This window comes from Metabacillus litoralis (assembly GCF_020524045.1).
GTDB lineage: Bacteria > Bacillota > Bacilli > Bacillales > Bacillaceae > Metabacillus > Metabacillus litoralis_C.
The window spans coordinates 47,252-68,384 of the sequence record NZ_JAIVKL010000011.1; the positions used below are offsets into that span (position 1 = coordinate 47,252).

General features: G+C 34.0%; 20 protein-coding genes and 1 other annotated feature. Of the genes, 7 read left to right on the forward strand and 13 right to left on the reverse strand.

The genetic code is table 11. The features are described from left to right. Positions 1-90 precede the first annotated feature (90 nt). Both LC076_RS16485 and pepV read right to left on the reverse strand, forming a co-directional pair. Entirely contained in the window at positions 91-1,260 is a 1,170-nt protein-coding gene (locus LC076_RS16485; protein ID WP_226670203.1) for an MFS transporter, read from the reverse strand. A gap of 443 nt (positions 1,261-1,703) precedes the next feature. After that, positions 1,704-3,098 (reverse strand): dipeptidase PepV, encoded by a 1,395-nt coding sequence (gene pepV / locus LC076_RS16490; protein WP_226670204.1) that lies wholly within the window; start codon positions 3,096-3,098, stop codon positions 1,704-1,706. 534 nt (positions 3,099-3,632) lie between these two features. Between pepV and LC076_RS16495 the strand changes: the two genes are divergently transcribed. Then, a complete protein-coding gene (locus tag LC076_RS16495) occupies positions 3,633-4,937 on the forward strand; it encodes an NCS2 family permease (RefSeq protein WP_226670205.1) in 1,305 nt (434 codons plus the stop codon). Positions 4,938-5,256: 319 nt separating this feature from the next. Here LC076_RS16495 and map read toward each other — a convergent pair whose 3' ends face one another. The 3 genes from map to LC076_RS16510 form a co-directional block, all read right to left on the reverse strand. Beyond that, a complete protein-coding gene (gene map, locus LC076_RS16500) occupies positions 5,257-6,003 on the reverse strand; it encodes a type I methionyl aminopeptidase (protein WP_226670206.1) in 747 nt (248 codons plus the stop codon). A 317-nt stretch (positions 6,004-6,320) separates the two neighbouring features. Beyond that, positions 6,321-7,484, reverse strand: a complete 1,164-nt coding sequence (locus LC076_RS16505) for an ABC transporter permease (protein ID WP_226670207.1) — start codon at positions 7,482-7,484, stop codon at positions 6,321-6,323. After that, the gene (locus LC076_RS16510; RefSeq protein ID WP_226670208.1) at positions 7,481-8,188 is read right to left on the reverse strand and encodes an ABC transporter ATP-binding protein; all 708 of its coding nucleotides are present in this window, start codon (positions 8,186-8,188) and stop codon (positions 7,481-7,483) included. The genes LC076_RS16505 and LC076_RS16510 overlap by 4 nt, the downstream gene beginning before the upstream one ends. Before the next feature lie 766 nt (positions 8,189-8,954). Between LC076_RS16510 and LC076_RS16515 the strand changes: the two genes are divergently transcribed. Then, entirely contained in the window at positions 8,955-9,176 is a 222-nt protein-coding gene (locus LC076_RS16515; RefSeq protein ID WP_226670209.1) for a DeoR family transcriptional regulator, read from the forward strand. Between the two features lie 69 nt (positions 9,177-9,245). Here LC076_RS16515 and LC076_RS16520 read toward each other — a convergent pair whose 3' ends face one another. After that, a complete protein-coding gene (locus tag LC076_RS16520; protein ID WP_226670210.1) occupies positions 9,246-9,983 on the reverse strand; it encodes a pseudouridine synthase in 738 nt (245 codons plus the stop codon). A gap of 296 nt (positions 9,984-10,279) precedes the next feature. Further along, positions 10,280-11,911, reverse strand: coding sequence for a polysaccharide biosynthesis protein (locus LC076_RS16525; protein WP_226670211.1), 1,632 nt, complete (start codon positions 11,909-11,911; stop codon positions 10,280-10,282). Positions 11,912-12,115: 204 nt separating this feature from the next. Between LC076_RS16525 and LC076_RS16530 the strand changes: the two genes are divergently transcribed. Both LC076_RS16530 and LC076_RS16535 read left to right on the forward strand, forming a co-directional pair. Then, the gene (locus LC076_RS16530; RefSeq protein WP_226670212.1) at positions 12,116-13,384 is read left to right on the forward strand and encodes an NAD(P)/FAD-dependent oxidoreductase; all 1,269 of its coding nucleotides are present in this window, start codon (positions 12,116-12,118) and stop codon (positions 13,382-13,384) included. A gap of 94 nt (positions 13,385-13,478) precedes the next feature. After that, complete coding sequence (locus tag LC076_RS16535; protein WP_226670213.1) at positions 13,479-13,664, forward strand: sporulation protein Cse60; 186 nt, start codon at positions 13,479-13,481, stop codon at positions 13,662-13,664. Positions 13,665-13,934: 270 nt separating this feature from the next. Here LC076_RS16535 and LC076_RS16540 read toward each other — a convergent pair whose 3' ends face one another. The 4 genes from LC076_RS16540 to LC076_RS16555 form a co-directional block, all read right to left on the reverse strand. Continuing rightward, on the reverse strand, positions 13,935-14,258 hold the full coding sequence (locus LC076_RS16540; protein WP_226670214.1) for a rhodanese-like domain-containing protein: 324 nt from the start codon (positions 14,256-14,258) through the stop codon (positions 13,935-13,937). A gap of 145 nt (positions 14,259-14,403) precedes the next feature. Beyond that, positions 14,404-16,818 carry a leucine--tRNA ligase gene (gene leuS / locus LC076_RS16545; RefSeq protein WP_226670215.1) on the reverse strand — a complete coding sequence of 805 codons (2,415 nt, stop codon included), beginning with the start codon at positions 16,816-16,818 and terminating at the stop codon, positions 14,404-14,406. A gap of 142 nt (positions 16,819-16,960) precedes the next feature. Continuing rightward, positions 16,961-17,187 (reverse strand) — a binding site (T-box leader). A gap of 401 nt (positions 17,188-17,588) precedes the next feature. After that, positions 17,589-18,047, reverse strand: a complete 459-nt coding sequence (locus tag LC076_RS16550) for a hypothetical protein (protein WP_226670216.1) — start codon at positions 18,045-18,047, stop codon at positions 17,589-17,591. Positions 18,048-18,049: 2 nt separating this feature from the next. Continuing rightward, a complete protein-coding gene (locus LC076_RS16555) occupies positions 18,050-18,310 on the reverse strand; it encodes a hypothetical protein (protein ID WP_226670217.1) in 261 nt (86 codons plus the stop codon). 62 nt (positions 18,311-18,372) lie between these two features. Between LC076_RS16555 and LC076_RS16560 the strand changes: the two genes are divergently transcribed. Continuing rightward, positions 18,373-18,603 carry a hypothetical protein gene (locus tag LC076_RS16560; RefSeq protein ID WP_226670218.1) on the forward strand — a complete coding sequence of 77 codons (231 nt, stop codon included), beginning with the start codon at positions 18,373-18,375 and terminating at the stop codon, positions 18,601-18,603. Here the strand turns inward: LC076_RS16560 and LC076_RS16565 are convergent. Further along, positions 18,596-19,063: an Hsp20/alpha crystallin family protein gene (locus tag LC076_RS16565; RefSeq protein ID WP_226670219.1), complete on the reverse strand. Its 468-nt coding sequence runs from the start codon at positions 19,061-19,063 to the stop codon at positions 18,596-18,598. The genes LC076_RS16560 and LC076_RS16565 overlap by 8 nt on opposite strands. Positions 19,064-19,221: 158 nt before the next feature. On the opposite strand from LC076_RS16565, the gene LC076_RS16570 reads away from it, so the two are divergent. Both LC076_RS16570 and LC076_RS16575 read left to right on the forward strand, forming a co-directional pair. Then, positions 19,222-19,464, forward strand: coding sequence for a hypothetical protein (locus tag LC076_RS16570; RefSeq protein ID WP_226670220.1), 243 nt, complete (start codon positions 19,222-19,224; stop codon positions 19,462-19,464). 38 nt (positions 19,465-19,502) lie between these two features. Next, entirely contained in the window at positions 19,503-19,736 is a 234-nt protein-coding gene (locus LC076_RS16575; protein ID WP_226670221.1) for a hypothetical protein, read from the forward strand. 16 nt (positions 19,737-19,752) lie between these two features. On the opposite strand, the gene LC076_RS16580 is transcribed toward LC076_RS16575, so the two are convergent. Then, a complete protein-coding gene (locus LC076_RS16580) occupies positions 19,753-20,256 on the reverse strand; it encodes a hypothetical protein (RefSeq protein ID WP_226670222.1) in 504 nt (167 codons plus the stop codon). Positions 20,257-21,133: the final 877 nt, after the last annotated feature.

Here is a 21,133-nt window from a genome sequence, read left to right on the forward strand (position 1 = left end):
GTTACTTTTAAACCGAAAGGAGAGGACAATGCTTCTCTCCTTTTTATGCTTTTTTTCATAAACTTAAATGCAATCTTGTTATAGTTATTGCTATCCATTTTTAGAAAAGTGAAACCAAATTAATACAGGGATAGCTATCGTTGATAAGCATCCAAAGAATAAATACACATGCATTACTGTATATTCCTCCATAATTAAGCCCCCAACAAAGGTACAGAACCAATTTCCTAATCCATTCCCAATAGCTGAATAAAGCGAAATCGCTGTTGCTCCTACTTTTTTAGGTGCTATATCCCTTACATATTGAATAGCTCCAGGAATAAACAACCCTACGGAAATTCCTTGAGCTATTGTGGAAATATAGATAACAGATAACGGTGGTTCAATGAAATACAAAAACCAACGAAGAGCCGATACAATTGTTGCAAAAATAATTATTTTCATAATTCCCATTTTTGAAATCATTTGACTAGCTAATTTCATAAAAGGTGCTTCACTTCCAGCAGCAAGTAAAAAAGCTATTCCAATACCAGTTAATCCTCCACCAACTTCTGTTATTAAAATGCCAAAATAAATATTATTAGCTAATATGGGACCCAACACTAAAAACGCCACGAAAAGGAATATAAAATACCTTGGCACATTAGAAAGTTCTCTTAAACCATCTTTCAAGCTAACCTTCAGTGATTGGTTTTCTTTTGGTAATTTCCAAGCAAATAAACAAGCGATAAGCAAAGTGATGGAAAAACCATAAAAAATAATCGACAAATTAGTTAAATCGGAAAGCCATCCTACAATCAATACAGATACTGCAAATCCTACGGCTCCCCAAAGTCGGATAGATCCATATTGAGCTTTTGTTTTTTGGACATAATTCATTGCAATACTATCAGATAACGGAATAAGAGCACTTTGTGTAATCGCGAGTAAAATAGCAATGACAATAATCCAAGAATAACTATTAACATAAGAAAAAATCAAACCAAAAAATGCTGTGAAAATTAATGCTATTGTTAATAAATAAGTGGGCTTTTGAGTCAAATCACTCAAAACACCCCAAAGTGGCTGTACTAAAATCATGATAACAGGACTTATAGACATAATCGTTCCAATTTGACTTCCTGATAACCCCATGACATCGTTCAAGTAAACCGATAATAAAGGAAAAAGTGAACCAAAGCCAAAAAAGACAAAAAAGTAATATAAATAAAAATTCGTATGAATAGCTCTAGCTTCGCGCTGTGGTAAAGAATATCCCATCGTTTTGTTCCTTCTTTCTACTTCTTACTTACCTTTTTTCGATTTTCACATAAGGCTGTTTTCGCAAACTTTGTTGCTTTTAAATAACCGAAGCAATCAGCACTGTATTACGTCTAGTGGCATCTTTTCTTCATAAATTAGTACTCTTATAATGAAAAAACACTGTTTTCAATCCGAATTTTGGTTACATAGCAACAATCGTTCAGAAAAGAGCCTTACATAAAAAAGAGAGCTGTTTTAAGCTCTTACTAAAAAAAGGAAGAGATCAAAACGCTCGAATGCCTCTCCAAGCGTTTTGATCTGCAAATTCTATTGTTTAAATGGCTATATCGTCATAATTAGCTTAGCATTTTTCGCTCAGCCTACGGAACATCTTAATGTTAATAATTAACATTTTATACACCATATTTATCCTAACATATATCTTATATGTATCGGTATATTTATTTGGCTAGCTCATATATTGCTTGTGCATAGATCGCCGTTGCTTTTAATAAATCATCAATGATGATATATTCATCCTTTTGGTGAGCAACATCTGGTCTCCCAGGAAACAAAGGCCCAAAGGCAACTCCTGCTTCTAAGGATCTAGCGTATGTTCCCCCACCTATAGCAATAAGATTAGCTTTTTCACCTGTTTGTTCTTCATAAACCTTTTGTAATGTCTGAATAAGGTGATGATCTTCAGCAACGTGATGAGGCTTCGAATCAGAAAATAAATCCAAGTTAAATCCTTTTACATGTGAAAAACCTTGTTTAATCTGTTCTGAATCTCCTGTAACAGGATAGCGTACATTCACTCCAATTGTTCCTACCTTATCTTCTTGATAAGACATAACTCCTACATTAACCGTTAACTCACCACTAATATCATCGGAAAATGCAATGTTTAAATGGTATCCTCGAGTATCTTCTGAAAAATATTCTACAATCGTATGTACATACTGCCTACCTTTAGAATCTAGTTCATACCCTGATAAAAATGCAGCTAATACCACACCTGCATTCACACCATTATTTGGCTCCATCGCATGCGCTGATACACCTTCAATCTCTAGATGTAATAGGTCCCCTTCAACATAACATTTCCCTTTCATATTATTTTTATCTAGGTATGCATGAAAATCAGCTTCCATTAGCTTATGCTGTTTATTCTTAATGACTGCCTTAGCTAAGTCTGGAACCATATTGAATCTTCTTCCTGATTCAAATGATACAAGAGTTATATCATTAGCATCATTGTTAGTAGACGTTACTTGTTTTAGAGTTAAATCAATAATTCCTTTTTCTGCAAAAATAATAGGAAAATCTGCATCAGGTGCAAAGCCAAGTTCAGGCATTTTTTCATGCTTAAAATAATGTTCAACACAACCCCAGTTACTTTCCTCATCCGTTCCAATAATCATTCTTACATTTTTCGTAAGAGGTAGACCAAGTTCCTTAACTATTCTCATTGCATAGAATGCAGCAATCGTTGGCCCTTTATCATCCATTGCTCCTCTTGCGAATATTTTTCCGTCTCTAATTTCTGCACCGTAAGGATCACTTGTCCATCCATCTCCCTCTGGAACAACATCAACATGACAAAGCACACCTACTATTTCTTCTCCAGTACCTTTTAATTCAATATGTCCAGCATATCCTTCAAGGTTTTTTGTTTGAAACCCTGCTGTTTCCCCTAATTGTAATAAATGATTAAATGCCTCTTGAATTCCTTTTCCAAATGGCGCACCATCTGCTTTTGACTCCTCATCTAATACACTTTTTATTTTCAGAAAAGATTGTGTATCCTTTATTAAATCCTCTTTCCTTTTTTCAACTTCTTGAATCCAATTCATTATGTATACCTCCTACTTGTACAAAACTTTCAATCCATTACTACAATACCAGATGCTTACAATCGTTAAAAGTGAGAAACTAATTACTTTTTAAAAATACTATTTAAATTACTATAAAAACCTTTTAAGTGAAGATCCTTAAACACAAAAGTCCAGATTAAGCTATTAGGAGCGATTAATTAGAAACATCGGAAGCAATCAAATAAAACTTGCAATAAAAGTAAATAATAAAGATGAATTCCTAGAAAGAAATCTTATATTATATTTGTATTACTTTATATTGGCTGTTTTCATAAACTTTTTTGCTATGAAAATCTTGAAGGAAACAGCACTGTATAAATCTAGTGTTATCATTTCTGTTAAAAAATATCATTTATGCGTGGAAAAGACTGTTTTCAATAGATAATAAGTCAATTAGCAACAATCTTTTAGAAAAGAGCCTTAATATTTTATTAAATCACTTGCAAAAACGGCTAAAAACGAATATTATTATAAAGGTTTTCAACATCGTTCGTAAAAACACAGGGGGTACATATGTTTAAATTAGCACAAAACAACACAAATGCACGAACTGAAATGATAGCAGGAATTACAACTTTCTTAACAATGGTTTATATCGTTGTTGTGAATCCTATTATCTTAGCAGATGCTGGCGTTCCATTTGATCAAGTATTTACAGCAACAATAATCGCAACAATAGTTGGTACACTATGGATGGCATTATCAGCAAACTATCCAATAGCGATTGCTCCTGGAATGGGTTTAAATGCTTATTTTGCTTATTCCGTTGTAGGTGCAAATGAAAATATCACTTATTCAACAGCTTTTTCAGCTGTTTTCATTGCCGGCATTTTATTTGTTATATTATCTTTAACACCATTTAGAAAGAAATTAATAGAAGCAATTCCAAGCAATTTAAAACATGGAATTACAGCTGGAATAGGTCTTTTTATTGCCTTTATCGGTCTTCGATTAACAGGTATTGTCACATCAGATCCTAACAACTTAGTTGCTTTAGGAGATCTTCATTCACCATCAGTTGTGTTAGCTTTAATTGGTCTAGCAGTTACATTAGTATTGATGAGCTTAAATGTTCACGGTGCTCTCTTTATAGGTATGGTCATTACAGCATTCATTGCTTATTTCACTGGTCAACTTAGTTTTACACAAGGTTTTTTCTCGTTGCCAAGCTTACCTGAAGGTATCATTGTAGCCAATCCCTTCTCAGCTATTGGTGATGTTATATCACATGGTTTGTATACTGTTGTGTTTTCTTTCTTATTAGTTACGATATTTGATACAACAGGAACCATGATTGGAGTAGCTCAACAAGCTGGTTTAATGAAAGGAAATGAACTCCCTAGAGCTCGAACAGCTTTATTAGCAGATTCTGCAGCAACTACTGTTGGAGCCATGTTCGGAACAAGCCCAACTAGTGCATATATTGAATCTTCTGCAGGAGTAGCAGCAGGAGGAAGAACGGGTTTAACTACACTAACAGTTGCCATTCTATTTGGATTCACTTTATTTTTTAGCCCTTTAATTGGTGCAGTTTCAGGAATATCCGCGATTACTGCACCCGCACTTATCATAGTAGGAAGTTTGATGATGGGCGCTATTGCAGAGATTAATTGGAAAGAACTTGACGAAGCATTCCCGGCGTTTTTAGTTGTGCTAAGCATGCCACTTACATCAAGCATCGCAACAGGTATTGCTTTAGGGTTCATTTCATACCCACTGATGAAAATTGCAAAAGGAAAATGGAAAGAAGTTCATCCATTTGTTTATCTTTTCGCTGTTTTATTCTTTATTCAGCTTGCATTTATTGGAGGACATTAACAACTAACTCTTAAAACATAAAGAGTCTGGGACATAAGTATTTAAACTAACTATAAACCCGAATTATTAGGCGATATGTCAATTAAACAATTGCCTAATAGTTCGGGTTTTTATTTGGCATCTTTAATAGATTTTTTTGACTTTGTATACTATTTTAAAGAATTAGTGCCATGGAGCGGAAGACATTAAGGCACCTACTTAGTAGAATTGTGGAAAGGCTGAGGCCCCACCGGCTTGCCAAGGAGGTTCAAATTCCTCCCCGGTAGATGGAGTGTCTTCAGCGCAATGGAACGAACTTGTTTCTTAGTATGTTTTCAATCTATTGTTTTGTTAAAATAAGAGGTCCTTCTTTTGTTATCGCAATTGTATGCTCATATTGTGCTGATAACTTTCCATCAACCGTCCTTGCTGTCCAACCATTATCATCCATCTTTGATTGCCATGCACCTAAATTAACCATTGGCTCTATTGTAATAACCATTCCTTCCTTTAATCGAACACCTTTATTTTGTTCACCGTAATGAAGAATCGTTGGTGCTTCATGAATGGTTCGACCGATTCCATGTCCTGTAAAATCTCTTACAACAGACAATCCTTCTGCCTCAACATATGATTGGATCGCATAGCCAATATCTCCAATTCGATTTCCAACTACTGATTGTGAGATGGCCCGATTCAATGCTTCTTCTGTAATAAGCAAGAGACGAGCAGCCTCAGAAGAAACCTCTCCAACAGCATATGACCATGCAGAATCTGCAAGTGCACCATTTAGATTGACCACCATATCAATTGTCACGATATCTCCATTCTGAAGTGGAGTTTTTCTAGGAAATCCATGGCAAATTTCATCATTTATTGATGCACATGTTGCATATTCATAGCCTTTATATCCTTTTTGTTCAGGAGTAGCACCGTGCTTTGATAAGTACTCATCAACAAACATATCAATTTCAAGAGTTGTAACTCCAGGCTTAATTATTTTTGCTATTTCTTTGTGACAATTCGCCAATAATTGCCCTGCCTTGTGCATTAGATCTATTTCACGTTTGCTTTTTAAGATAATCAAAAATATTTCCCTCCGTTAGCCACCATATCTAATTATATATATGCAAAAGAGTACCATAACATGAAATACTATTCAAAATGAATATGTTCTTTTCTAATGGCTCTTTTCTGAAAGATTATTGCTAATGGATCTCATTATGCAATGGAAACATTGTTGTTATGGCAAAATAGGTACTATCTTAGGCAGAAAAGATGCTACTATGCTTTATATAGTGCTGTTTACTTGGAATTGTTAAAGCAACAAAGTTTACGAAAATAGCCTTTCGAATAACTTTACTAATATAAGTTTGTATTGCTTTTTGTTCCAACCACCTATAACTAAATCAAGATTGTGAGTGCTGTTGAGAGAATAGTAATAAATAAAACGAATAGCACAGCAGGAAGGACAAATAGCTTTTCACATTTCTTTTGTGAGAGAAAAATGTAATCCTTCTTACCATAATCACTCGCTAAATAAGGGTTTTGTTTCATAATCTCTTTAAACAGTAAAATGAGCCATTCTTTAAAGAAAAACCAAAAGCCAATAAAAGAGAGCACCTTTAACCAAATGGGTGTTAATACTATTAACGTACTTGTAATTGAAATAAGCTGTAGATAACTAAATACATTCGACTTATCTCTTAAAAAAGCTTTAATAAAAAGTTCAGTAACCCCATGTACAGGGTCACGTTTTGAGTATATCCTTTTTGATTTCCTCCATAACAGCCACGATCTCTTCTTAGCTTTTTTAACCTTTGGTAAGTAGATCTCTGGATTTACTGCAAACATAAATCGAATGAACTTACCTTTGTTTTTTTGCTCTTTTTCTACATCTGTATAAAAGGTTTTTAATTGACCTTGATAGTTCTTGATTTGCCAGATGGATAAGAAGATATATAAAACAGAAATAACAATTGTTAAATGGCCCTGCTGTGATGAAACAACAAAAAAAGAGACAAAAGCCAAAAGTAAAAAAGCAAAAATATCTACTACTAACTTTTTATATGTACCAAAATGATAGACCGCCTGTTTATAAGTAACAGTAACGATATTGAGACTAAAGAAATAGAAGATAAGCAATAGATAATGACCAAATGACATTTGATGAAAGTGATTTGTTATTGGTAACAATAGCCCAAAAATAAATAACCATTTCAGCCCTATTATACTAATAGAAAATAATGCACTAGTATATCTTAACTCAACTATTTTTAATCGATGTTGCAATAAATAAAGCTGATCAGCTTCATCCATATATGTTCTAATTAGCCCGTTCCAAGCCAGTAAATAACACCCTAGAAAATAGAATAGTAAAGGAACATCATGTAACCATGAAGGAAGTGTATACCACCATGAGTGATAGGCAATGCCTCCAAAAATTAGAGAAGGAATAAGCAGATAGATAATAATTGTCCAATCAAAAACTGAAAGCAAAATGTTAGACTGATAGTGCCAGTCTACTTTTGCCCGTTTAATCCATAATCGTTTTCCACTCATGTTCATGATTTACCTTCAGCTATGATATGAAAACAATCTAGAAGAGATGCTTCTGGTGCTCCACTGGCTATTTGTATCTTATCTAGCGTCCCTTCTGCAACAATTGTTCCCTCTGAAATAAGGATAAAACGATCACATATCTTCTCAGCGGTATCAAGAACATGTGTAGACATCAAAATGCTAGCCCCTCTATTTTTCTCCTGTTCCATTACTTCTAAAAACATTTTAATTGCACTAGGATCTAACCCAATGAATGGTTCATCCACTATATAAACATCAGGCTTCAGCAAGAGTGCTTGAATAATCATCACTTTTTGCTGCATGCCTTTTGAAAATGTTGCAGGCATTTCATGCTTTACTTTTTCCATTTTAAAGACTTCAAGAAAATGACTTCCTCTTTGATTGAGTGTCTGATCGTCAATTTCATTGATAGAAGCTAATAAATCTAAGTGCTCCCATAATGTTAAATGTTCATAGAAAATTGGCTTTTCAGGAATATAAGCGTACAAACTTCCTTTTTGCCAATCAATTTCACCTCTTACATATTCCATTACACCTAAAATTGTTTTTATCGTCGTACTTTTCCCCGCACCATTTGGTCCGATAATACCAATCAATTCTCCGCTATGTAAAGAAAAATTAATATCTTTAATAATAGGCTGATCTTCACCATAACCAGATTCATTTATATTAACAGTTAATATATTCATGCAACTCCCCCTTAAACTTTATACGACTAAATAAATAGAAAAGTTTCATAAAGAAACACAAAGCAGTTTAGCTTTTAGGAGATAAGTATATGAAGTAACGTGTGAATGTGATTTTCTCCTTCAATTCACCTTAGGAAAAAAAGGGTATTCCGCGAACAAGGATCAAGGAGTTGGCGTCAGACACTTTAATTGTAATAGCTCTTTTCTGAACGATTGTTGCTATATAACCAAAATTTGGAGTGAAAACAGTGTTTTTCCACTATAAGGGTACTATTTTATGAAGAAAAGAAACCACTAGACGTAATTCAGTGCTGATTGCTTCGTGTATTTAAATGCAACAAAGTTTACGAAAACAGCTATTGTTAAAAATATCTCTGAAAAGGAAAATTAATTGTCATAGTATTCAGAATAGTAATCATATAAATTTATTATATTAAGTACGCGCGTACTTACATAGTTTATTAGTAAAGAAAAACAATGCTGGTTGCTAATCGCTCTTGAGGATGAATCTACAGATTTTGAATTACTTCTACTTAAAGATATAATATAGCTAATAATCAATTTAATTGTTTTTCATTGACTATTAAAATGTAAATATTTCGTAAATTGAAACATTTCTCTGGATTATTAGTGTCGAAATCGTGTAAAATATTGTTGTAACGTTTTACCACTTAATAACATATGTATGAAGTGACATCTGAAGTTGCAGTCATCGAAAGGTTGTAGTAGGCATAGCCAGTGCGATCAAACGATAAGGAGTGGTTTTTTGAAACCTTCAACAAACCGTATGCTAACCAGAATCAAATCAATCTACATGTTTATTAATGAGCGAGGGACTGTGTCAACACAGCAACTTGTTGACGAATTTGGTATAACTCCTAGAACAATTCAGCGAGATCTAAATGTATTAGCATACAACGATTTGGTTCACAGCCCAACAAGAGGTAAATGGTCAACTACAAATAAAAAGGTTAAAATGTCTTCTTAATATCAATAAAATTTATTTCACTATACATAAAAGGAACCTTCTTGTTAAAGGTTCCTCTTTTTTGCATTATTACTCAGTAGTTATATCGATAGGTTGTGCATTTCTCAAAGCCTCAAGCTCGTCATCTGTTAATTCACGATACTCACCTGTTTTTAATTCATCCTCATCTAAGGAAATCGGCCCCATAGATATTCTTTTTAAGTACGTAACTTTTTTATCCACTGACTCAAACATTCTTTTCACTTGATGATACTTTCCTTCAGTTATCGTCACATGAATAGTTGATTGATTTCCTGATGTCAGAATCTCTAATATAGCTGGTTTCGTCACATAACCATCATCAAGTTCTACTCCTTGTTTGAATGAATTTATATCCTCTTCTGTTACTTCTCCTAAAATCGTAGCAAAGTAAGTTTTTGGCACATGTTTTTTAGGTGAAAGAAGTTGGTGTGTCAATTGACCATCATTTGTTAATAATAATAAACCTTCTGTATCTTTATCAAGACGTCCAACCGGAAATGGTTGACAAACAGCATCTTCCATTTGAAGGAGATCAATGACTGTTTCTTGTACCTCATCCTCAGTAGCAGAAAGATAACCTGCTGGCTTATTCATAAGCAAATAAACAAATTCCTTGTATTCCACTTTATCATCATTTACTGTGATTATTTGTTCATCAGGATTCACCTGCGTTTTTGGATCTTTTATTGCTACACCATCGGCTTTAACTACACCTGTTTTCAACATTTTTTTTACTTCTTTACGAGTTCCAAATCCAGAATTCGCTAATAACTTGTCTATTCTCATATACTTTCCCCCTATCAAAAAACTTAGCAACCTGATTAGACTCGGGCAAGCATGAGAAGCACATAAATAGAAAACACACGTTATTTTCTATTTATGTGTGACTTTGGCTCCAAAGGTCTATCTAGGTGCTTGCACTAAGAACCAAAACTGAGTAAATAATCTTAAGCCCGTGGCACAGTATCTAAATATAGAAAAATTAATTTTATATTTCACATCTTTTTATGACAAAAACTTGCATCCTGCCGAGTTCGCTTTATAAGGTTACTTTTAGTCTATCCGAGTTTAAGATTTTCAATCTATTCTACTGATCTCCTTCTAGGTAGAAATCGATTTAACTTATTACCTAAAAGTTTTTCAAGAAGATGTGAGCGATAAGCTAAAAACAAATAGATTACTGCACCTAATAAAACCGAAATTCCTCCTACAATAACCGATTGAAGTCTTCCATCAGTATAATTGATAAAAATACTTAAAACAGATTGAGAAACAGATACAGCAAGACCCATAAATAACGATAACATAATGATTAACACAGATCGTTTTACTAATAATTTAAATGAAAAACCTGCATGACGCTTAATCATCGCAAAACCATATAACAATGATACAAAATAGCCTGCTGCTGTTGCTATTATTGATCCGACACCTTCAAACATTTGAATAAGCGTTGAGTTTAGAGCAAGCTTTACAATCAGCCCGATGACTAAACTAATAACAGCTAACTTTTGTTTATTTATTCCTTGTAAAATGGCTGCATTAACTGTGAAAAGAGAAAACAGCAAGGCAATCGGTGCATACCACATTAAAATATGTTTACCTATCTCTTCAGATGAACCTGCATAAAAGATATTATAAGCTGGTCCTGCTAATACAGATAATCCGACTACAGCTGGTAAAACTAAGAACATAATGATTTGTAGCGTCTGATTAATTTGTTTATGTAGCAATACTCGATTATTACTAGTAAAGGATTCCGTAATTGTTGGTATAAGGGTTAAACCGAATGCAGTAGCTAATGATACTGGAATCATGACTAGTTTTGGAACATAAAGCAGTAATACTGTATACATATCTAACGTGTACGTTTTATCATTCCCAACACTGAGCATTGCTCGATTGAATGTATTTGTATCTATATAATTATAGATCGGTATGGCCAAGCCCACAAAAACAAACGGACCAGCATATCGAAAGACTTCTTTAAACATTGTTGCAATTGGAATAGGTTCTGATTCTATTTGCTCTGCTTGCATAGCTAAAAGTGTGTTTTTGCGACGTATCCAATACACTAAAAGGACAAGTAAACCACCTATAGCTCCTACAAAAGCAGCAAAAGTCGCATAACCAACTGCCAATACAAGATCCCCATTTAAAACATTAAGTATTAGATAAGTTGATGTTAACAAAAAAACGATTCTTATTAGTTGTTCCACTACCTGTGATACAGCAGTTGGTCCCATGGATTGGTGTCCTTGAAAAAAACCACGAATTAAACTCATTAACGGGACAACGATAAGGGCAATACTGACCATGCGAATAACAAAAATTGCATCATCTACTGTCACACCACTTATTTCCTCATCTGCAAGAGCACTTAAGGCTAACTTAGGTGCAAGTGCATACAAAAGAGCAAAAGCAATAAAGCCCGTAGCTAACATCACCAAAATACCGGATTTAAACATCCTTCGACTTGTTTGATAATCGCCCATTGAATTATATTTAGACACAAATTTTGAAATAGCAGCAGGAAATCCAGCAGTTGCAATACTTAAAAAGATCGTATATTGTGCATAACCTGTTTGAAACAAACCACCACCAGTTGTTCCAACCATTGCAGCAAAAGGAATAAGATAAATCATTCCTAATATTCTTGAAACATATGTACCTAACGTTAGGATAAACGTTCCTCTTAATAGTTTATTCGACATAATTCTGATTCACCATTCTTCTCTATGAAGATTCAACTTTTCTATTTTACCATAATCCTACGCTTATACCATAAGTTTGTATTCGTCTTGCGAAGATTTCAGCTTTCTATTTTTGATGTTTAAATAACAATTTTTTTGGGCTTTTCGATCACTTCAGCTATAATATGAGAAGCAGACTTAAGAAATGAAGGTGTGAATAACTTAATGAAATATGATGTAGTTGTTATAGGTGGGGGACCATCAGGATTAATGGCAGCAATTGCAGCTGGTGAAAATGGTGCAAAAGTTCTTCTTTTAGATAAAGGAAACAAACTTGGGAGAAAGCTTGCCATTTCTGGTGGAGGACGATGTAATGTTACAAATCGTTTACCAATAGATGAAATAATCAAACATATCCCTGGAAACGGACGATTCTTATATAGTGCCTTTTCTGAGTTTAGTAATGAAGACATTATTAAATTCTTTGAAAATCTAGGAATACAACTGAAAGAGGAAGACCATGGACGTATGTTTCCCGTCACTGATAAAGCACAATCAGTTGTTGATGCCTTACTCAATGAATTAAAACGGTTAAATGTGACGATTCGAACAAATGAGCCTGTTAAAGATGTGATCTATACTGAAGAATCAGTTCGTACAATACAGCTTGTTAGTGGGGAGGAATTAACAACCAAATCAGTCGTACTTGCTGTCGGGGGGAAAAGTGTTCCTCATACAGGTAGTACTGGAGATGGATATGCCTGGGCTGAAAAAGCAGGACATTCAATTGTTGAACTATTTCCAACTGAAGTTCCACTAACATCTAACGAAAAATTTATACAAGAAAAAACTTTGCAAGGCCTCTCACTTAGGGATGTTGCTTTAAGTGTAATGAATCCCAAAGGCAAACCTATCATCACACATAAAATGGATATGATTTTTACCCATTTTGGCATCTCAGGCCCAGCAGTATTAAGATGCAGTCAATATGTTGTTAAAGCGATGAAAAAATTTAAAACGAACGCAATTACTGTTAGTATTGATTCGGTTCCTGCCATAAATGAAGAACAGCTGTTTCAAACGATTGTAAAAGATCTAAAACAAGATGCAAAAAAAGCAATTAAAAATGTGTTAAAAGGACTTTTACCTGAGAGGTATTTACTTTATTTGTTAGAAAAAAATCTAATAGATCCACTTGTGACTTATGATAATCTATCAAATGAAAAACTTCGCTCTTTTGTAAGAGATTGTAAGCAATTTCAATTTCATGTAAATGGAACTTTATCACTTGAAAAAGCTTTCGTAACTGGTGGAGGTGTATCTGTAAAAGAAATTCATCCTCGTGAAATGTCATCAAAATTCAAAAAAGGTCTTTACTTCTGTGGAGAAATCCTTGATATACATGGGTATACTGGCGGATATAATATTACTTCAGCGCTAGTAACTGGTCGCCTTGCAGGACTGAACGCTGCGATCCATTCTAAACAAAAGTAATAAAGAATTAAAACTCCTTACTTATTTAATCATATTATGTATCTTGATCAAATATAGTATATTGATACATTTTTTCATTAAAGGATGTGATTAGATGTTAAAGGTTGCTTTATTTGATGAAGAACATGAAAAAGATTTAGAAGAAGGATTAAATGTATTTTTAGCAGATTTAAGTGAAGGACAAGTCCAAGATATCAAATACAGTGTTGCTGTTACAACAGATGATGAAGGAGAACAGCTTTACTGCTTTTCTGCACTCATTATTTATCGTGAAAACTAATACTTTTCACGATAAGGGTACGATTATATGAAGAAAAGATGCCACTAGACATAATACAGTGCTGATTGCTTCAGGTATTTAAAAGCAACAAAGTTTGCGAAAATAGCCTACTTCAAAAAAATTAAAAGACTACCTTGGACGCCCTCATTGGACAGGTAGTCTTTTTTTAGTTATTTTCGCGACCTATGTAGCTAATGTAATAATCGCTTCATTGTTAGATAATAAATAAGCAAAATTCAACAAGGAGCTTTAGCCATCACTTTATTAAATTTAACCAATCTGACTTTTCGGCTTTGTTTCCCCTTTGTAATCAAGCATACCACCAGTCATGTTCACTACATTAAATCCCTTATCTTGCAAATACGCACACACATTTCCGCTGCGACCACCAGAACGACATATAAAAATTGTTTCCTTCTCTTTATCAATTGCATCTAAAGAATCAGGTATATCATTCATACGAATATGTCTTGCTTGTGGAATCATTCCTGCTTCAACTTCTTCATCTTCTCGAACATCTATTAATTCGATTACCTCTCCTTTTTCAAGCTTTTGTTGAATTTCTTCAGGAGAGATTTCTTTTAATTCGTACATTTAGTACACCCTTTCAGTTTTAATAGTAGCATTATAACAAATGTATACGATGTGGAACCAGTAAGCAAGGAGTTCGAATACTCAAAAAGACCTAACAAAAACAGCTCGCAAGATCGTTTCACCTTACGAGCCGCTTATTGAATTCTTAATTTGCAACAATATTAACAAGTTTTCCAGGAACAGCAATCACTTTGCGAATCGTTTTTCCTTCTACTTGTTCTTTTACACGGTCATCTTCAAGAGCAATTTGTTCAAGCTGGTCCTTCGTTACATCTTTTGCAACAAGAAGCTTTGCTCGTACTTTTCCGTTTACTTGTACAACAATTTCCACTTCATTTTCTACTAATTTTGCTTCTTCAAAAGCAGGCCATGCTTCATAAGTAATCGTTGTGCTATGACCAAGTTTGCTCCATAATTCCTCAGCTAAGTGAGGAGCAATTGGCGAAACTAATTTTACAAAACCTTCAACATACTCCTTAGGAAGTGTTGTAGCTTTATAAGCGTCATTAATGAATACCATTAATTGAGAAATAGCCGTGTTAAAACGCAGTCCTTCTAAATCCTCTGTTACTTTTTTCACTGTTTGATGATAAACTCGCTCAAGACCTTCATTTGGTTCATCAACAATCTTTGGACTTATCTGACCGTTGTCTTCAATAAATAAACGCCAAATTCTATCTAAGAATCGTCTAGCTCCGTCAAGTCCAGTTGTAGACCATGCAATTGAAGCTTCTAAAGGTCCCATAAACATTTCATACAAACGAAGTGTATCTGCACCATGTGATTCAACAATTTCATCTGGATTGACGACATTTCCTTTAGATTTACTCATTTTTTCATTATTTTCTCCAAGAATCATACCTTGGTTAAATAATTTTTGGAATGGCTCTTTTGTTGGTACAACACCGATATCATATAAAAACTTATGCCAGAAACGTGCGTAAAGTAAGTGAAGAACAGCATGCTCTGCTCCACCTATATAAATATCTACTGGTAACCATTTCTTTAATTTTGCATCATCAGCAAGTGCTTCACTGTTTTTTGGATCAATATAACGTAAGTAATACCAGCAACTTCCTGCCCATTGTGGCATAGTATTTGTTTCACGACGACCTTTCTTACCTGTTTCTGGATCAACAACATTTACGAAGTCAGAAATGATCGCAAGTGGTGATTCCCCAGTTCCTGAAGGTCTGATTTCAGTTGTTTTCGGTAAAACAAGTGGCAGCTCTTCTTCTGGAACAGCAGACATTGTGCCATCTTCCCAATGGATAATTGGAATTGGCTCACCCCAATAACGTTGACGGCTAAATAACCAATCACGAAGACGGTAAGTGACTTTCTTTTCACCTTTACCATTTTCCTCAAGCCATGATATCGCACTTTCAATGGCTTCTACTTTAGCTAGTCCATTTAAGAAATCAGAGTTTACATGCTCACCATCACCTGTATATGCCTCTTTTGTTACATCGCCACCACTAACAACCTCTTTAATTGGAAGATCAAATTTCACAGCGAATTCATAGTCGCGCTCATCATGTGCTGGAACAGCCATAATTGCACCTGTTCCATACGTTACAAGTACATAATCAGCAATCCATATTGGCATTTTTTCACCATTCACAGGATTGATAGCATAAGCCCCAGTGAATACACCTGATTTCTCTTTCGAAAGCTCAGTACGCTCAAGGTCACTTTTGTGCTTCACTTCATCAATATAAGCTGCTACAGCATCTTTTTGCTCAGGAGTCGTAATTTTATCAATAAAAGAATGCTCTGGTGCTAAAACAGCATAAGTTGCACCAAATAATGTATCAGGACGTGTCGTAAACACGGTAAAATTCTCATCATGCCCCTCAATTTCAAATGTAACATGAGCTCCTTCTGATCGACCAATCCAATTGCGTTGCATATCTTTAATGCTTTCAGGCCAATCCACATCTTCAAGATCTTCCAGTAGACGATCTGCATAAGCAGTAATTCTCAGCATCCATTGTTTCATTGGACGGCGTTCTACAGGATGTCCACCACGCTCACTTTTTCCGTCTATTACTTCTTCATTTGCTAAAACAGTTCCAAGTGCAGGACACCAGTTAACAGGTACTTCATCTACATAAGCTAGACCTTTTTTGTAAAGTTGTAAAAAGATCCACTGTGTCCATTTATAGTACTCAGGATCTGTTGTATTTACTTCACGATCCCAGTCATAAGAAAACCCAAGAGCTTGGATTTGTCTTCTGAAATTATTAATATTTTGCTCTGTAAATTCTGCAGGATCATTACCAGTATCAAGTGCATATTGTTCAGCTGGCAAACCAAATGCATCCCACCCCATTGGATGAAGAACATTAAAGCCTTGCATACGCTTCATACGAGATAAAATATCTGTAGCTGTATAGCCTTCTGGATGTCCTACATGAAGACCTGCACCTGAAGGATATGGAAACATATCAAGTGCATAAAACTTTGGCTTTTCAGCATCCTCAGTCGTTTTAAATGTTTTATTAGATAACCAGTGATCTTGCCATTTTTTCTCAATCTCTTGATGATTGAAGCTCATTTGTTTTCCTCCTTAACGCTATGTATGTTTATGTTTATTTATAAAAAATTTTAATTTGAACGGGACAAAGTGCTTCTAATTTTAAAGAAATTTCCAATTTGAATGATTAATAGTACTAAAAAGAAAAAACCCCACATCCCAAACAAGGGACGAGAGGTTTAAATCCCGTGGTACCACCCAACATTGACATAATGATTATGTCCACTTTGACATCCGTAACGTGGATCGACGACAAACATTACTTCACCATTTTGGCTTTCACATTTGTAACTCAAAGGCGAGTTCATAAGCAAAATTGATTGACTTGCACCACCCGTCAATTCTCTGAAGCAATTTTTGCTAATTACTATTCCTTCTCTCCGTTCATTTCGTATACATGTTAAGGTTATTTTATATAAATTTGTCGGGATATGCAAGTTTATTAGAAAGGCGATATTTTATTAAGACTGGTTCAGTATAGGAAAAAGAAAAAGAGGCATGCAAATAGATCTTGATGTGATCCAACACAACGATAACTGTTGTTAAGATATCACCAATATATGATAGAAAATCTAACGAGCCTGAAGATATGACTCAACATGAAGTAAGTTACAGTATTACACCATAATGTAGAGTCATGGCAACGCAATTTATGACTTCCAAGGCTACTTTGCTCGTCATTTGTTTATCTAAAGTGAGCCATGAGGCAAAGTCTCGAAACGATACAAATTTTATTTATCAAGCATTGGTTTTTAACTATAGAAACTGTTTTAATTGCTATGACCATTAAATTAACTAGTATTTTCATCTGAGACAATATGATCCTTTTCTCTTTCTGAACATTGATTGTCATTATGAAAGTGCTCGTCCTGATCTTCTTTTTGTTCTTTTTGTTCTTCTTTCATTTGATTAAGATCTGTTTTCCACTCCTCAATTAACTCACTTGGTATCAATCCTTTTTCATATGTAGCTCCAATATTTAAATGTCCGCTAAGTTCCTTAATACCGACTTGTCCCAAGTTATTTGTTTGTTCATATTTGTCCATAAAAAGCTTTTCGACTGTAATTTCTTGAAAAATAACAGGTTGTCCTTCACGGGTCCTCATACTATCCTCTTTTGTATCTTCTTGATGCATTAATATTTGCATAAGTTTTTCTAAAGATGCTATATAGCTTTCCAAACTTTTCACACGTTTAGAAAGTACATTTATTTTATCGTATAAAGGATTTGTTTCGTTTTTTATAAGCATATTTATTTTTTTTCTAATTTTTCTTCAAGTTTTTCAAAATTGATATCAGGTTTCTTTGGTAGTATACTTTCTTGTTTTCGGTCGGTGTGTTTCTTGTCTCTATTATTATATGTAGCAAGCTTATACTGTTCTTCAAACCTTAACAATCGATTTATTTGCACTTCAATAGTATTTAATCTTTTAAACTTTTTCTCTAAATTATCGACCTTCTTATGAATATCTTCATCTTTTTGATTTGAGTTGAATAAATCTTTAAAAGACATATATGAAATCACACCTTAATAAAAAGTATCATACAAAATAAAAATTTCTTGGAGGGGTTTATGTGGACGAAAAAACAACAATTAATTTAGGAAATATAAGCGTTAATACAGTAGGTAAGGAATGTGCCATTTCATTAAGTAGTTCACTTCGATATAGAAAGCATGTAGTAAATAAAAAAACACAAGGTTTCGGAGAACAAAATGCCGATAATGTTTTGATACTTAACCCTATAGTATTAGTAGATGACTCCGATCATCATGATTCTCAAACGATAAAAAAGTCATTTATCTAATATTTATTCGTTCTTCTTGACGGTAATTTCTATTATAAGTGACAACAAGTAGGCCATTTTCAAACCTAGCATGTATATCCTTACTATCAACAGGTTCTGGTAGTTCTATCACCCTTTGAAATTCACCATATTTTCGTTCTGCTTGGATTGTCACTCCATTCATAATCATTAGCTTTATCGATCCTCTTATCGTTAATTTGGTTCCAGAAACAGATAAAAGGATTTCCTCTTTGTTAGCACCAGGTATTTCTATTAAGACAATCACTGCTGTATCTGTTAGGTAGATATCCGTATTTGGTGAGTAACCACTCTTTTTTTGATTATTTTTGTTACCTTGATCCCCTTGAAATTGCTTCATCATTTCTTCGGGATTCGTTTGATCAAAGATCGCGTTCCAAAACTCCCCATTTTGATAACCTTTTGATATCTCCATCCACTGTTTAAGTTTTTCAAAATCCAAAGTAATTCCTCCTAACTATCCGTCAATGATTATATATAAACAGTGAGGGGCCTCTATTATATATAAGTATTATGAAGAATTAATTTCATACCACTTTATATAATTGAATAATTAAGTAGTTCACTTCATATACCTCATAAAAAGGAGGCCTTTGCACAATGGGAACATCTATTAATATTAATATCTACCTTTTAAAGATAAACTCATTTGAAAATGCTTCAGCAGTCAATGTTGGTCAAAATTTATTAGCAGAATGGCATAATTCAGATAAAAAAACACAGGGATTTGGTCAAAATTTTGGTGATGAGGGTGCTTTTGTTGGTACGAGAAGTTTTGTAGATGATCGTGATGGAGTAGATTCACCTTCCTCCTATTCATCAAGCCCTGTTCCAATTAAATAATGATTGACAATATACAAATGGAAAGGAATGATATTTTTATGTTTTTTAGTCCTGTAGTTGTTAATTTATTAGGTTTTAAGGTGAATGTCATTGACCGTGGTGGCACAATAAGTTTTGGACCAACACAACAAATTGATTATTTTTTATCGAATAAACAAAACCAAGGATTTGGAGAAGAAAATGGGGATTTAACGTTAAATAATTGTCCTTTAAGTATCGTTAATGATAATGATCTAAATGATTCAAATTCAGGGAAAACAAGTGTCATATAAAAAGAATTAGACGTCTTTAATCAAGCCCTTGAACATCTATTTCTGTATATTGCATATCGATTTTTTTAGGAAGTTGAATTTGTAAATATTGATCTCGATATTCTGCTTTAGAACCCTTACCCTTTACTAGCGCTGGAAGTGTTATAACATGTCGATCTTCTAAAGTAGGATATCCTTCGAGAATAGATTGATTTGAAGTATGATAAATTTTTAAATTTGCTAATTGACTATGTTCTTTAATAAAAATTTTTATATAAACATGATCGTGTGTCTCAAAAGTTTGAATATCAAGGTTTTGAGACTTATTTTCTTTTATTTCCTCAACATCTTCTTGCGTTTGTGACTTTGAATCTTGATTAAACATCTCTTTTTCTTCTTTAACGTTATTTTGTTGAAAAGATGATGGAATGGACTTCGAAATTACATTCTGGATATATTCATTAATGTGGTCTGCATTTTGAAGATTTAACCATTTATCCATTTCATTTTTTATAGGATTCAATAGTTGAAAAGGCAACATAAACATTCCTCCTTTTAAGATGTTTTTTCATTTCACTATAATTTTCTTTCTAGCAATTTAATCGAATTTACCTTTGTGAACATCGCTATTCACATTCAGGAACTTTTGGTTATTTATATGCGTAACTTGTGTAAAATGTTCAAAGTAACCTAATTTTATAGGTATTGAATTTGTTTAGGTTCATAATTCTTTCCTTCCATTCTATAAATACACAACTGTTGCTAATATTCATTCAACTTCTAGTTGGATTTGTTCAACTTTTGGCGGTATTCATTCAACTTTCATGTATATTCCATCATTCGACAGATTTTGCAACACTGCAGCAAAACAGCACCTCCCCACGTATGCTGAACAAAACAAAAAAGGGTCAGACCCTAATTTCACTTGGTGTTTGATCCCCTTTTACAGCTACATTTAGTTTTTATTACATAAAGGATGGTTGTGAAGATTCCAATTGTTAAGAGACCGATGATGCTGTAGAAAAGTAGATTCATATTGTAATAATCTACAATCAATCCTCCTAGTATTGGTCTGATCATTCTGCCGCCATTTGCAGTACTGTTTACAAAGTCTTAATCATAACCTTGTCTTCCTTTTGGAGCGAAATCATTTGTAGTTGGGACAACTAGCTAAATAAGCATTTCGCCAACTTTTTCATTGACCTCGCTATGCCTGCTTAGGTCTCACACTTTCTTCTATTCCCGTAGGTGCCCTAGTGCCTTCCACTCCATTCCAATAGTTCTTAAAAATTATACAAAATCAAAAATATAGTGAAGAAAGCAATTAAAAATCCGAACTATTAGAGGAAAGATTAATTGAAATATCACTAATAATTCGGATTTATCTTTACATTAAACACCTATGTCCCAGCCTCATA

Coding starts and splice junctions, on each gene's coding strand:
- LC076_RS16570 (WP_226670220.1), top strand. CDS start 19,222: ATGGGAACATCTATTAATATTAATATCTACCTTTTAAAGATAAACTCA.
- LC076_RS16555 (WP_226670217.1), bottom strand. CDS start 18,310: ATGTCTTTTAAAGATTTATTCAACTCAAATCAAAAAGATGAAGATATT.
- LC076_RS16530 (WP_226670212.1), top strand. CDS start 12,116: ATGAAATATGATGTAGTTGTTATAGGTGGGGGACCATCAGGATTAATG.
- LC076_RS16505 (WP_226670207.1), bottom strand. CDS start 7,484: ATGAACATGAGTGGAAAACGATTATGGATTAAACGGGCAAAAGTAGAC.
- LC076_RS16550 (WP_226670216.1), bottom strand. CDS start 18,047: ATGCTTATAAAAAACGAAACAAATCCTTTATACGATAAAATAAATGTA.
- LC076_RS16580 (WP_226670222.1), bottom strand. CDS start 20,256: ATGTTGCCTTTTCAACTATTGAATCCTATAAAAAATGAAATGGATAAA.
- LC076_RS16495 (WP_226670205.1), top strand. CDS start 3,633: ATGTTTAAATTAGCACAAAACAACACAAATGCACGAACTGAAATGATA.
- LC076_RS16510 (WP_226670208.1), bottom strand. CDS start 8,188: ATGAATATATTAACTGTTAATATAAATGAATCTGGTTATGGTGAAGAT.
- pepV (WP_226670204.1), bottom strand. CDS start 3,098: ATGAATTGGATTCAAGAAGTTGAAAAAAGGAAAGAGGATTTAATAAAG.
- LC076_RS16525 (WP_226670211.1), bottom strand. CDS start 11,911: ATGTCGAATAAACTATTAAGAGGAACGTTTATCCTAACGTTAGGTACA.
- LC076_RS16540 (WP_226670214.1), bottom strand. CDS start 14,258: ATGTACGAATTAAAAGAAATCTCTCCTGAAGAAATTCAACAAAAGCTT.
- leuS (WP_226670215.1), bottom strand. CDS start 16,818: ATGAGCTTCAATCATCAAGAGATTGAGAAAAAATGGCAAGATCACTGG.
- LC076_RS16535 (WP_226670213.1), top strand. CDS start 13,479: ATGTTAAAGGTTGCTTTATTTGATGAAGAACATGAAAAAGATTTAGAA.
- LC076_RS16485 (WP_226670203.1), bottom strand. CDS start 1,260: ATGGGATATTCTTTACCACAGCGCGAAGCTAGAGCTATTCATACGAAT.
- LC076_RS16520 (WP_226670210.1), bottom strand. CDS start 9,983: ATGAGAATAGACAAGTTATTAGCGAATTCTGGATTTGGAACTCGTAAA.
- LC076_RS16575 (WP_226670221.1), top strand. CDS start 19,503: ATGTTTTTTAGTCCTGTAGTTGTTAATTTATTAGGTTTTAAGGTGAAT.